Here is an 11,669-nt window from a genome sequence, read left to right on the forward strand (position 1 = left end):
CTCCCCCGAAAGTCCCCTCCCCCAGAAGTTCCCTCCCCGCCCGCACCATCGACCAGGAGCACCTCCATGAGCACGCACACCACCCGCAGACTGCTCGCCGCCCTCGCCGTCGTCTCCACGCTCGCGCTCACCGCCACGGCCTGCGGCTCCGACGCCTCGGACGCGGGTGCCGGCGGCAGCGGTCCGAAGGACATCGCCGCCGCGCTGGAGAAGGGCGGAAAGGTGACCGTGTGGGCCTGGGAGCCCACGCTCAAGAAGGTCGTGGAGGACTTCGAGAAGAAGTACCCGAAGGTCGACGTCGAGCTGGTCAACGCCGGTACCGGCGACAAGCAGTACACCGCCCTGCAGAACGCGATAGCGGCCGGCTCCGGCGCCCCCGACGTGGCGCAGGTCGAGTACTACGCCCTCGGCCAGTTCGCCATCGGCAAGTCCGTCGAGGACCTCTCCTCCTACGGCGCCCAGAAGTACGGCACGACGTTCACCAAGGGCCCCTGGAACGCCGTCACCGACGACCAGGCCATCCACGCGCTGCCCATGGACTCGGGCCCCATGGCGTTCTTCTACAACAAGAAGGTCTTCGACAAGCACGGCATCGATGTCCCCACCACCTGGGACGAGTACGTGGAGGCCGCCCGCGCCCTCCACAAGGCCGACCCGAAGATCTTCATCACCAACGACACCGGCGACGCCGGCGCCACCACCAGCCTGATCTGGCAGGCCGGCGGCCGCCCCTACAAGGCCGACGGCACCGACATCACCATCGACTTCGACGACCAGGGCGTCAGCAGGTACACCGCCACCTGGCAGAAGCTCCTCGACGAGAAGCTCCTCGCGCCGACCACCTCGTGGAGCGACGCCTGGTACAAGGGCCTGGCCGACGGTTCGATCGCCACCCTCTCCATCGGCGCGTGGATGCCGGCCAACCTCACCTCCGGCGTCGCCTCCGCGTCCGGCGACTGGCGGGTCGCCCCGCTGCCGCAGTGGACGAAGGGCGACAGGACGAGCGCCGAGAACGGCGGCAGCTCGCTCGCCGTGCCGAAGGCCGCCAAGAACAAGGAACTGGCCTACGCCTTCACCGAGTTCGCCACCACCGGCGCCGGCGCGAGCAGCCGGGTCGCCGCGGGCGCCTTCCCCGCCACCCGCGCCGACCTGGAGTCGAAGACGTTCCTCGACGCCGAGTTCCCGTACTTCGGCGGCCAGAAGGCCAACCAGATCTTCGCCCAGTCCGCCCGTGACGTCGGCGCCGACTGGTCCTACCTGCCGTACCAGGTGTACGCGAACTCGATCTTCAACGACACCGTCGGCAAGGCGTACGTGTCCCCGACCAAGCTCTCCGAGGGCCTGAAGGCGTGGCAGGAGGCGAGCGTCACGTACGGCAACGAGCAGGGCTTCACGGTCAACGAGTAGCCGGAAGCCGGCGTGCCCCTACGCGTACTGGGCGATCTGGATCAGGTTGCCGCAGGTGTCGTCCAGGATGGCGACGGTGACGGGGCCCATGTCCACGGGCTCCTGGGTGAAGCGGACGCCGAGTCCGCGCAGCCGCTCGTACTCGGCGCGCACGTCGTCCACGGCGAAGGACGTGAGCGGGATGCCGGCCTCGACCAGCGCCTTCTTGTACGTCTGGGCGGCGGGGACGGCGGTGTCGGGCTCCAGGACGAGTTCGACGCCTTCGGGGTGCTCGGGCGACACGACCGTCAGCCAGCGGTACTCGCCGAGGGGGACCTCCGTCTTCTTCACGAAACCCAGCACGTCGGTGTAGAAGCGCAGGGCCCTCTCCTGGTCGTCGACGAGGAGGCTGGCCAGGTTGATCCTCATGGGTGCTCTCCGGCGGGTGGTTCGGGTGTTCGGATCGTGGAACTTCTAGCATCCCTGCCCGCTCGCGGCGGCGGGACGCGCCGGGACCCGCCGCGCCGGGGTCCCGGTCGTCGCGACCGGAGCACGCGCGCGTAGCGTGACGGTGTCGGCTCCGTCGTCTCTCACCACTGGAGATCGCCTGTGTCCAGCGCTGCCCCGACCCGTACCGCCGTCGTGGAATCCCTCATGGAGCGCTTCCCCGGGATCCCGCCGGAGGCCGTGTTCAAGGAGGACCTGCTGCGCGGCGGGCTCGCCTTCGACCCGGCCGCGCTGAGCGGCAACGAGGGGGGCGAGGTGAAGCCGAAGTCGTACTTCATCTTCTCCTTCGACCACCGCACGCTGCCGGAGCTGGGCGAGGCGGCGCTGAACCGCCCGCCGGAGGAGATCGTGCTCACCGGCGGGCCGTACGGTCTGCGCCGCACGGTGGTGTCGGTGCGGGTCAACCCCTCCTCGCCGTACCGGGTGGCGCCGGACGCCGACGGGGCGCTCGCGCTGTTCCTCGACGGGGTCCGGATCGCCGACGTCGGTCTGCCGCCGATGCCGGAGTACTACCGGCACCCTCTCTCGAACGGCAAGTCGGTGATGGAGGTCGCGCCGACGATCCAGTGGGGCTACCTGATCTATCTGACGGTCTTCCGGGTGTGCCAGTACTTCGGCGCCAAGGAGGAGTGCCAGTACTGCGACATCAACCACAACTGGCGTCAGCACAAGGCGGCGGGGCGCCCGTACACCGGGGTGAAGCCGGTCGACGAGGTCCTGGAGGCCCTGGAGATCATCGACCGGCACGACACCGCCCGTACGTCGACCGCGTACACCCTGACCGGCGGGGCGGTCACCTCCCAGGTCGGCGGGAAGGACGAGGCGGACTTCTACGGGCAGTACGCGCGCGCGATCGAGGAGCGTTTCCCCGGCCGCTGGATCGGCAAGGTCGTCGCCCAGGCCCTGCCGAAGGAGGACGTGCAGCGCTTCCACGACTACGGCATCCGGATCTACCACCCGAACTACGAGGTGTGGGACCGCCGGCTCTTCGAGCTGTACTGCCCCGGCAAGGAGCGCTACATCGGCCGGGACGAGTGGCACCGCCGGATCCTGGACTCGGCGGAGGTCTTCGGACCGCGCAACGTCATCCCCAACTTCGTCGCGGGTGTCGAGATGGCCAGGCCCTCCGGTTTCCTGACCGTGGACGAGGCGATCGCCTCCACCCGGGAGGGGCTGCGTTTCTTCATGTCGCGCGGGATCACTCCCCGCTTCACCACCTGGTGCCCCGAGCCGACGACCCCGCTGGGCCGCGAGAACCCGGACGGCGCTCCGCTGGAGTACCACCTGCGTCTCCTGGAGGCGTACACGGCGACGCTGGAGGAGTACGGCCTCACGGCGCCGCCCGGGTACGGGCCGGCCGGTCCGGGGCGGGCGGTGTTCTCGGTCAGCTCGTTCATGGACGCGCTGTCGCCGACGCCGGGCGAGTGACCTCGCCCGAGATGCGCCTGCCGCGCCGAGGACAGGCGGGGGCCGGTTCCGCGTCTCACTCCCCTGCGGCGGGGCCCGGCACCGTACCCAGGAAGCGGATGTGCGGAGGTCCGCCCGGTTCGGGCCGCGTGACCGCCGACCGGACCCGGTAGACCTCGGCGATCAGTTCCTCGGTGAGGACCTCGCCCGGAGCGCCGGCGGCCACCACGCGGCCCCGCGCCAGGACCACGAGCCGGTCGCAGTACATCGCCGCCAGGTTCAGGTCGTGCAGCGCCACGACGGCGGTGAGGCGCAGCTCGGCGACGAGGGACAGGAGGTCCAGCTGGTGCTGGACGTCGAGGTGGTTGGTGGGCTCGTCGAGGAGCAGCTCGCGCGGCTCCTGAGCGAGGGCACGGGCGATCTGGACGCGCTGGCGTTCGCCGCCCGAGAGGGTGCGCCAGGGTTGCCGGGCCCGGTCGGTGAGCCCGGTGCGGGCGAGGGCCGAGCGGACGGCGGTCTCGTCGGCGGCCGAGGGGGGCGCCCAGGCCCTGCGGTGCGGGACGCGGCCGAGGCGTACGACGTCGGCGACGGACAGATCGGTCTGGGTGTCGGCCTGTTGCTCGACGGTGGCGAGGCGTCGGGCGACCGTGCGGCGGCCGAGCGCGCCGAGCGGGTCGCCGTCGAGGGTGACGACGCCCGAGTCCGGGGCGAGGACGCCCGCGAGGAGACGCAGGAGGGTCGACTTGCCCGAACCGTTGGGCCCGAGGAGGCCGGTCACGGTCCCGGGCGCGAGGGTGAGGCTGACGCCGTCGAGGACGAGGGTGCCGCCGGCGGTGCGCGAGACGCGGTCGGCGCGGAGCCCGGCGCGTGCACCCGTCTGCGTACCCGTGCCCGCGTCCGCGCCTGTCTCCGTGTCCGCGCTCATCGGCTGCTCCTGGTGCGGTAGAGGACGAGGACGAACGCCGGTACGCCGATCAGCGAGGTCACCACGCCCACCGGCACCTCCTGCGGGTCGAGGACCGTCCGCGCGAGCGTGTCGGCCCAGACGAGGAACACCGCCCCCGTCACGGCGGTGACGGGCAGCAGCCGGGCGTGCCCCGGCCCGGCCAGGGCCCGTGCCGCGTGCGGCAGGACGAGTCCGACGAAGCCGATCGCCCCGGCGGCGGAGACCAGGGCGGCCGTCAGGAGGGCGGTGACGCACAGCAGGACGAGCCGGGTCCTGGCGACGGCGACGCCGAGGGACGCGGCGGCCTCCTCGCCGAACGCGAACGCGTCCAGGGTCCTCGCGTATCCGCCGCAGATCAGCAGGGACACCGCGAGCACCGCGCCGCACACCGCGACGTCGCCCCAGTCGGCGCCGCCCAGCGAGCCGAGCAGCCAGAAGAGCACGCCGCGGGTGGTCTCGGCGTCCGCCGCCGTCATCACGACGAAGGAGGTGAGGGCGGAGAAGAGCTGCATCGCGGCGACGCCCGAGAGGACCACACGGTCCGTGGAGCCGCCGAGGGTGTGGCTCAGGAGGAGGACGAGCGCGAAGGAGCACACCGCCCCGATGAACGCCCCTCCGGTGACGGAGAGCACGCCCCCGCCGACGCCGAGGACGACGACCGCGACCGCGCCGGTGGAGGCTCCGGAGGAGACGCCGAGGACGAACGGGTCGGCGAGCGGGTTGCGCAGCAGCGACTGCATCACCGCCCCGCAGACCGCGAGCCCGGCGCCGCAGACGGCGGCGAGGAGGGTGCGGGGCAGCCGCAGGTCCCACACGATGCCGTCCCGGATCGGTGAGACCTCGGCGGCCTCGCCACCGAGGTGGGCGGCGACCACGGACCACACGTCGCCGACGCGGATGTCCGCCGGCCCGATGGTGATCGCCACGGCCACCGACACCGCCAGGACGGCGAGACCGGCCGCGGTCCACAGCGGCGCCGTGACCCCCGCGCGCACGGTCCCGCCCGACGCGGGCGCCGTCACTTCGCGAGACCGTACGAGCGGAGGGCCGCCGCCACCTTCTCGACGCCCTCGACGGTACGGATCGTGGGGTTCATCGCCTGGCCGCGGAGCAGGACGTACCGCTTCTTCCGTACGGCCGTCATGTTCCGGGTGACCGGGTCGGACTCCAGGAACTCGATCTTCTTGGCCGCGCTCTCGGCGGACTGCGCGCGGCGGGTCAGGTCGCCGATCACGAGGACGTCCGGGTCGCGGTCGGCGACCGTCTCCCAGTTCACCTGGGGCCACTCGGCGCGCGTGTCGTCGAAGACGTTCTTCGCGCCGAGGGCGTTGGTGACGATGCCGGGGGCACCGCAACAGCCCGCCATGTAGGGCGATTCGGCGTCGGAGAACCAGTAGAGGACCCTGGCGTCCGTGAAGTCGCCGCCCGAAGTCGCCTTCGTGACGCGGGCCTTCAGCTGCCCGACGAGCTTCTCGCCGCGCTCCGGGACGCCGAACACCCGGGCCAGGTCGCGGATCTCGCCGTACACCGTGTCCATGGTCAGCGGCCGGGTGCGGACGCCGTCGCCGTCGCCGCTGTTGTCCTTGCCGACGCAGTCGGTGGGCGAGAGGTAGGTGGGGACGCCGAGCTTCTCGAACCGCTCGCGGTCGGCGACCCCGCCCTTGCCGAGGGTGTACGCGAAGGAGGCGGCGGCGAAGTCGGGTTCGGTGTCGAGCACCTTCTCGAAGGAGGGGTAGCGGTCGGCGAGGCGCGGCACCTTCGCGTTCTCCTTCTCCAGGCCCGCCAGGACCGGGTCCGTCCAGGTGGCGGTGCCCACCATCCGGTCGGCGAGACCGAGGGAGAGCAGGATCTCGGCCGCTCCCTGGTCGAGGGCGACGGCCCGCCGTGGGGACCGGTCGACGGTGACCCGTCGGCCGCAGTTGTCGTCGAAGGTCACCGGGTACCCCTGCCCGACGCCTCCGGCCTGGTTCTGCGCGGGTGGGTTCTTCGCGGGCGGGTTCTTCGCGCCCGGGTCGGCGGATCCGCCGCCGCAGCCTGTCGCGGTCAGGAGCAGGGCGCCGGCCAGGAACAGCACGGCGGAACGGGCGGGGTGTGCGAGCGGCACGGGAACTTCCTCTGCGGCCACGGCTCATACGCGGAGCCTGTCGTAAGGGTGCTCCCCGTACGGCAGCGTGCCGCCGGGGCCGCCAGCAGGTCTTCGGACTCGGGGTCAGCCGGACGGAGCGCCTTCCCGGGCTTGTCGTGCCGCCCAGTGGCCGATGCTCCGCCCGTCGCCCTCACCGCTGCGCGTCAGTTCCGGTTTCGCACCGGATTCCCTGACCCGTGCACATACCCGTTCGGGTGCGTACAAAGGTGCGACTGGCCTCGGCACAGTACCACCGGCGGTGTCCCCCGCCCGGGGGCGCCGCCGGTGGCGCGGCCGTGCCGCGTGGCGCGTCAGACGCGCAGTTCCTTCGCCTCGAAGCGGCCGTCGCCGAGGACGAGGACGAAGGAGACCTGCTGCCCTTCGGAGAGCGAGCGCTCCTCCCCCTCGATGTCCACGGCGCTGAAGTAGACCTGCTCCTCGGAGCCCACGGGAAGGACGAATCCGTACCCGCCGGCACGGTTGAAGGACTGCACGAACCCTTTGCTTCTGCCTTCCACGGCGGCCTCCTCGTCGTCACCGGCGACGCGGCCGAGGGGGGAATCGCGCCCGTCGGGCCGCGTCCGCGTCTCAGGGGACTTCTACCCCACCGGCCCGCTCTTCGCCCGTCACGGGAAGGGGCCCGCCCCGCCGGGACGGCCGCGTGCACGGAGCACGGGCAGAGTCTCGTACAATATTCAACAGAGGCCCGGTGCCGGAGATCCCCCGTGTCCGACATCGGGCCTCGCCCTACCCTCAGGGGCCAGACCCGGGGACCTCAGACGCCGCAGGCGCCGCAGTGGGCCTAGGGGCCCGCCCGGCCCCGCCACTCAACCCCTGCCGCCCGGGATACGCGATCCTCGCCGTGATCCTGGCGATGCGCCGCGCCGACTCCTCCGGCGAGTCCACCGGCTGCACGATGTGACTGACGGTGAGCCGCACGATCGTCTCGACCGCGAGTCCGCGCGACTCCTCGTCCACGTCGGGCCAGGCCTCCACGGCGTATGCGTCGAGCATCGCCATCGCCGTACCGAAGACGGGTTCCGGGCGGGTGGTCAGGTAGGCGAGGAGGTCGTCCTCGCCGCCCCGCGCGGCGAGGAGCACGCTCTTGATGAGCGGATTCTCCACCGCCTGGCGGAGCGTGTAGCCGACCCCCGCGGCAGCCGCCTTCTCCAATTCACCCCGGTGGGCGTCCAGTTCACGCTGGATGCCGAGCAGGAAGCCTTCCAGCTCGCGCTGGACCAGGGCGTTGCCGATGGCCTCCTTCGAGCCGAACTCGTTGTAGAGGGTCTGACGGCTGATGCCGGCGGCCCGCGCGATGGCGGTCATGCGCAGCACACCCCATCCATCGGCGGCGACGAGGCCGTAGGCGGCGTCGAGCACCTGCTGGCGCAGCAGGGATCGAACGCTCTCGCGAAAACGTGTCATCGTGCCCCCACTTTATCCACGGGGCGCTGTCCGGAGTATGGACACCTCAGGCCCCGCCCACCCCCGTTTCAGCCGGTCACCTCCGGGCAGCGGCACTGTGCCGCCCCGAGGGCCGGGGCGCACACGCGCAGTGTCAGGGAGAGAGCCATGAGCCACCACGGCAGGCGTCACGACAGCGACCGGGATCAGCCGCACGAGCCACCCTCTCGGACCACCCCGTCCCAGGCCGAGGGCGAGAGCGGCGACGCGGAGGCGCGGCGCCAGGCGGAGGAGGCGACGCTGCACCGGTCCAAGGCCGCCACGGAGGACGAGCGCGGGATCGCCGCCAAACGGCAGGGCGCGGGGCTCGGCCGCGAGGAACAGCGGAAACCGTACCCGCGCGGGCGGGACGGTGGCGGGTAGTGAAACCGTCGGAGAGGCAGGCCCCGAACGCCGTCATCGTCGCGGAAGCGCCGGTGCGCTGCCGGGCTGACCGCCCTCGACGACCTCGGGCCGTTGGGCACGCTCCTGCCACCACCGCTCCCGGAGTATTTCCCGTATCCCGGGGCAGTCGACAAAAGGGAAGATCTCGAACAGGAGGTGCGGGATGTCCGCAGTTAAGAAGGCCAGGAACGCCGCACATAAGGCCAAGGGAAAGGCCAAGGAGGAGACGGGCAAGGCTGTGGGCAACGAAAGCCTGGAGATGAAGGGGCGGGCCGAGCAGATCAAGAGCGACATGAAGCAGGCGGGCCAGAAGGCCAAGGACGCGACCAAGCACTAGGAGCGTCGTACCGAAAGTCGCGCGCAGTCACACGAAGCGGCGGGCGGACCCGGGTGGGCGGGTCCGCCCGCCGCACCCGTACGCGCAGAGGTCGCCGTACCGCGCGGATCGGCTAGGAAGCGTCGAACCGCGTGCGGTACCACGGGGCGTGGCGGGCGAATCCCTCGGTGAAGCCCGGCCCCGGATCGCAGCCCAGCTCCCGCCAGGGGCGGTCGTCGGCGAACCAGTGGTCGGTGGCGAGCATGTCGAGGTGGTGCTGCGCGAAGGGCACTCCGGCGAGCAGCGCGCGGGCCGTGGGGATGTCGACCGCCGGCCCCCGGGGTGCCCCGCGTCGCCGGGTGAGCAGGCCTTCGGCCGCCGCGAGCAGGTCCGTGACCGGTACCGGCTCGGGGTGGTCGACGTAGTACGGCCCCGGCCGGGTACGGGGCGAGAGCGCCGCGCCGAGCAGGGCGCGCGCCAGGCTGTCCACGTCGATCAGGGAGTGCAGCGAGGTTCCCCCGTCGAGCGGCGCGGGCAGGGCCGCGAGGAGCCGCACCAGGCCGGGCATCAGCTGACGGTCACCGGTGCCGTACACGAGGTGCGGCCGCAGGACGGTCCCGCCGGCGTCCAGGACGTACCGCTCGCCCGCCGCCCGGGTGCGGCTGGTCGCCGAGACGGGTGCGAGCGGCAGGGTGCCGGGGGCGGCGGCCCGGAAGGGGCCCCGGCCGTGGACGGAGGCGGTGCTCAGGGCCACGATGCGGGTCACCCCGGCGTCCACGGCCGCGTCGACCAGGGCTCGGGTGCCCTCGTCGTTGACCGCGCGGGCCAGTTCCGGGTCCACGCCGATCGCCGAGGCGCAGTGGACCAGGACGTCGATGCCCGCGCAGGCGCGGCGCAGGGAGTCGGGATCGCGGAGGTCGCCCTGGACGGTCTCGGTCTCCGGTCCCCCGCGCTCGCCCGACGGGGTGGGCGGGCGGCGGGCGAGCAGCCGCACGTACGCGGGTTCCGCCGACGAGGCCGGGGAGGGCGTGGAGGAAGAGCCGGGGAACGACGACGCCATGGCCGCCACCCGGCCGCCGATGAATCCGGTCGCGCCGGTGATCAGCATGCGGGGGCCCATCGGCCCGTCCCGGTTCAGCCCGCCAGCCGGGTGTCGAGGCCGGCTCCGGCCACCGCCAGTTCCCGGCAGGGGGAGGTGAGCATGCAGTGGAAGAGCCGGTGGCCGTCCTGGTGGCCGATGACCCGGACGCTGGTCGTCGAGGGGTCGACGCCGGACACGATCTCGGTCTCGATCCAGCAGGGGCTGTCGAGTTCGGCGTAGCGGGAGAAGGAGACGTCCATGACGGTGGGCAGGAAGGCGCCGGCGCCGACGGTGAGGGTTGCCGCCTGCCGGGCGGCTTCGAGGAGCACCATCCCGGGCACGTGGTCGTTCGGGCGGCGGAAGAGGGTGGGGTGGGCGGTGTTGACGCGCAGCTGCCACTGGCCGGGGCGGGTGCCCGGTCCCAGGACGACGTCCTTGGTGAGCTCGCGGCCGACCAGGTGCGGGGCGACACCCGGGATCAGCGGGACCGGCCGGCCGAGCGCGGCCATCCGCGCGCCGCGGATCCTGCGGTACGCAGGTGCGGAGGTGCAGCGGGCCAGGGCGCTGCCGGTGCCGAGGAAGCGGTCGTCGCGGGTGAGGACCACGGTGGTGCGGAGGTCGCGCAGCCGCCCGCCGCCGCTGCTGAGGTCGGAGCAGACGACGTCGACGGTGAGGTCGGAGGAGAGTCCGTCGACGGTGAGCGCATCGGGGTCGGCGGTGTAGGAGAGGCCCCACATGACGAACTGGTCGTCCACGGGTACCCCGAACTCGGCATGAGCTATCAGCATGGTGGCCTGGCGTATCGTCTCGGCCACCAGTACGGGGTCGTGCCGGTCCCCTGCCACCGGAGAGAAGAAGGGATGCTCGGCAGGCCAGCGCGCGGAGACGGAGAATCGGTTCTCCCGCAGCTGGGTCCAGCCCGTGGGGATGATGTCCGCGGGGTCCGCTCGGTGAACGAACTCCCCGGGGACGTGTGTCGTCGCTCCTCGACAGTTCTGATCCATGGATCCCCCTCGCATCCCCGCGCCCCCGGGCGGTGCGTCCGCCCCGATTAGAATACGTACAGCGCGGTTTTCTTTTCAATGCATCACGTCACACGTTGAGCACAGACAGCGAGACAGCAGGAGGCGCCTTGGCGCAGCAAGCGCGTGCAATCCGGACCCGGCAGATGATCCTCGAATCGGCCGCGACCGTGTTCGCGGAGCGCGGCTACGAACGGACGACCATCGGGGAGATCCTGGTGCGCGCCGGGGTGACCAAGGGCGCTCTGTACTTCCACTTCGCGTCCAAGGAAGACCTCGCCCTCGGTGTGCTCGACGCCCAGATGCTCGACGTCCCGCTGGCGCCGCAGGCCGTCAAGCTGCAGGAGCTGGCGGACCAGGCCTTTCTGCTGACCCACCGTCTGCAGCGTGACGCGCTCGTGCGGGCCAGCGTCGCCCTGGCGCTCGACAGCGGCGCCACCGGGGTCGACCGGGCCGCTCCCTTCCGGGCGTGGATCGACCAGGTGTCGGAGATCCTGATGGTCGCGAAGGCCCGGGGTGAGCTTCTGGTCCATGTGAACGTCACGGACACCGCCGAACTGTTCTCCGGTGCCTTCTCCGGAATTCAGGCGATGTCCCAGATCCTGTGCGACCGCAGCGACCTGGCCCATCGGGTCTCGGTGCTTCTCCAGCATTTCCTGCCGAGTATCTGCACTCCCGCCCTCCTGACATGTCTGGACATGACGGAGGAGCGGGCGCGGCAGCTGGGTGCCGAATACGACGCGAACCGGCTCCGCAGGGACGAGGGATATCTCGCGGAGACTTCCGAACAATAGAAACCGACCGAACGGTCTTTGTAGCGCCCCGACGCGGAACAGTGTCGGGGCGCTCTGGCGTCATGGCACTGAGTGTGTTTTGCTGAGGGTACTCAGTGCCACAAGCGTCTAGGGGAGCTCCACATCATGGGCAAGGACTTCGACCTGTATCGGCCTTCCGAGGAGCACGACATGCTCCGGGAGTCGGTGCGTGCTCTCGCGGAGGCGAAGATCGTGCCGTTCGCCGCCGCGGTCGAC

The 11,669-nt window shown here is 71.6% G+C and carries 14 protein-coding genes and 1 riboswitch; of the genes, 6 read left to right on the forward strand and 8 right to left on the reverse strand.

The genetic code is table 11. The features are described 5' to 3' along the window. Positions 1-66: 66 nt before the first annotated feature. Positions 67-1,407, forward strand: a complete 1,341-nt coding sequence (locus IO20_RS0130800; RefSeq protein WP_030555924.1) for an ABC transporter substrate-binding protein — start codon at positions 67-69, stop codon at positions 1,405-1,407. An 18-nt stretch (positions 1,408-1,425) separates the two neighbouring features. Here IO20_RS0130800 and IO20_RS0130805 read toward each other — a convergent pair whose 3' ends face one another. Beyond that, complete coding sequence (locus tag IO20_RS0130805; RefSeq protein WP_030555926.1) at positions 1,426-1,815, reverse strand: VOC family protein; 390 nt, start codon at positions 1,813-1,815, stop codon at positions 1,426-1,428. 225 nt (positions 1,816-2,040) lie between these two features. On the opposite strand from IO20_RS0130805, the gene IO20_RS0130810 reads away from it, so the two are divergent. Continuing rightward, entirely contained in the window at positions 2,041-3,321 is a 1,281-nt protein-coding gene (locus IO20_RS0130810) for a radical SAM protein (protein ID WP_078946248.1), read from the forward strand. Positions 3,322-3,376: 55 nt separating this feature from the next. Here the strand turns inward: IO20_RS0130810 and IO20_RS0130815 are convergent, their stop codons facing one another. The 5 genes from IO20_RS0130815 to IO20_RS0130835 all read right to left on the reverse strand — a co-directional run bounded on the left by IO20_RS0130815 (position 3,377) and on the right by IO20_RS0130835 (position 7,796). Continuing rightward, a complete protein-coding gene (locus IO20_RS0130815; RefSeq protein WP_030555930.1) occupies positions 3,377-4,225 on the reverse strand; it encodes an ABC transporter ATP-binding protein in 849 nt (282 codons plus the stop codon). Continuing rightward, on the reverse strand, positions 4,222-5,268 hold the full coding sequence (locus IO20_RS0130820; protein WP_030555932.1) for a FecCD family ABC transporter permease: 1,047 nt from the start codon (positions 5,266-5,268) through the stop codon (positions 4,222-4,224). Before IO20_RS0130820 ends, IO20_RS0130815 begins: the two co-directional genes overlap by 4 nt. Next, positions 5,265-6,350: an ABC transporter substrate-binding protein gene (locus IO20_RS0130825; protein WP_030555934.1), complete on the reverse strand. Its 1,086-nt coding sequence runs from the start codon at positions 6,348-6,350 to the stop codon at positions 5,265-5,267. The genes IO20_RS0130820 and IO20_RS0130825 overlap by 4 nt, the downstream gene beginning before the upstream one ends. 67 nt (positions 6,351-6,417) lie before the next feature. Beyond that, positions 6,418-6,624: riboswitch (cobalamin riboswitch) on the reverse strand. Between the two features lie 58 nt (positions 6,625-6,682). Beyond that, the gene (locus IO20_RS0130830) at positions 6,683-6,889 is read right to left on the reverse strand and encodes a cold-shock protein (protein WP_037631190.1); all 207 of its coding nucleotides are present in this window, start codon (positions 6,887-6,889) and stop codon (positions 6,683-6,685) included. Positions 6,890-7,124: 235 nt separating this feature from the next. Continuing rightward, positions 7,125-7,796 (reverse strand): TetR/AcrR family transcriptional regulator, encoded by a 672-nt coding sequence (locus IO20_RS0130835; protein ID WP_245685115.1) that lies wholly within the window; start codon positions 7,794-7,796, stop codon positions 7,125-7,127. Positions 7,797-7,943: 147 nt separating this feature from the next. On the opposite strand from IO20_RS0130835, the gene IO20_RS0130840 reads away from it, so the two are divergent. Further along, complete coding sequence (locus IO20_RS0130840; protein WP_030555938.1) at positions 7,944-8,198, forward strand: hypothetical protein; 255 nt, start codon at positions 7,944-7,946, stop codon at positions 8,196-8,198. A gap of 184 nt (positions 8,199-8,382) precedes the next feature. Beyond that, positions 8,383-8,556 carry a CsbD family protein gene (locus IO20_RS0130845; RefSeq protein WP_030555940.1) on the forward strand — a complete coding sequence of 58 codons (174 nt, stop codon included), beginning with the start codon at positions 8,383-8,385 and terminating at the stop codon, positions 8,554-8,556. A gap of 112 nt (positions 8,557-8,668) precedes the next feature. On the opposite strand, the gene IO20_RS0130850 is transcribed toward IO20_RS0130845, so the two are convergent. Continuing rightward, entirely contained in the window at positions 8,669-9,655 is a 987-nt protein-coding gene (locus IO20_RS0130850) for an NAD-dependent epimerase/dehydratase family protein (RefSeq protein WP_030555942.1), read from the reverse strand. Between the two features lie 14 nt (positions 9,656-9,669). After that, positions 9,670-10,635, reverse strand: coding sequence for a ScbA/BarX family gamma-butyrolactone biosynthesis protein (locus tag IO20_RS0130855; RefSeq protein ID WP_342668806.1), 966 nt, complete (start codon positions 10,633-10,635; stop codon positions 9,670-9,672). Between the two features lie 113 nt (positions 10,636-10,748). Between IO20_RS0130855 and IO20_RS0130860 the strand changes: the two genes are divergently transcribed. After that, positions 10,749-11,432 (forward strand): ScbR family autoregulator-binding transcription factor, encoded by a 684-nt coding sequence (locus IO20_RS0130860; RefSeq protein WP_030555946.1) that lies wholly within the window; start codon positions 10,749-10,751, stop codon positions 11,430-11,432. A gap of 126 nt (positions 11,433-11,558) precedes the next feature. Continuing rightward, positions 11,559-11,669 (forward strand): acyl-CoA dehydrogenase family protein (locus IO20_RS41680; RefSeq protein ID WP_245685116.1); only part of this gene is annotated, 111 nt, incomplete at its 3' end.

The organism is Streptomyces exfoliatus (assembly GCF_000725545.1).
In the GTDB taxonomy this organism is placed as follows: domain Bacteria; phylum Actinomycetota; class Actinomycetes; order Streptomycetales; family Streptomycetaceae; genus Streptomyces; species Streptomyces exfoliatus.

Coding starts and splice junctions, on each gene's coding strand:
- IO20_RS0130810 (WP_078946248.1), top strand. CDS start 2,041: ATGGAGCGCTTCCCCGGGATCCCGCCGGAGGCCGTGTTCAAGGAGGAC.
- IO20_RS0130805 (WP_030555926.1), bottom strand. CDS start 1,815: ATGAGGATCAACCTGGCCAGCCTCCTCGTCGACGACCAGGAGAGGGCC.
- IO20_RS0130855 (WP_342668806.1), bottom strand. CDS start 10,635: ATGCGAGGGGGATCCATGGATCAGAACTGTCGAGGAGCGACGACACAC.
- IO20_RS0130850 (WP_030555942.1), bottom strand. CDS start 9,655: ATGGGCCCCCGCATGCTGATCACCGGCGCGACCGGATTCATCGGCGGC.
- IO20_RS0130845 (WP_030555940.1), top strand. CDS start 8,383: ATGTCCGCAGTTAAGAAGGCCAGGAACGCCGCACATAAGGCCAAGGGA.
- IO20_RS0130835 (WP_245685115.1), bottom strand. CDS start 7,796: ATGACACGTTTTCGCGAGAGCGTTCGATCCCTGCTGCGCCAGCAGGTG.
- IO20_RS0130815 (WP_030555930.1), bottom strand. CDS start 4,225: ATGAGCGCGGACACGGAGACAGGCGCGGACGCGGGCACGGGTACGCAG.
- IO20_RS0130840 (WP_030555938.1), top strand. CDS start 7,944: ATGAGCCACCACGGCAGGCGTCACGACAGCGACCGGGATCAGCCGCAC.
- IO20_RS0130800 (WP_030555924.1), top strand. CDS start 67: ATGAGCACGCACACCACCCGCAGACTGCTCGCCGCCCTCGCCGTCGTC.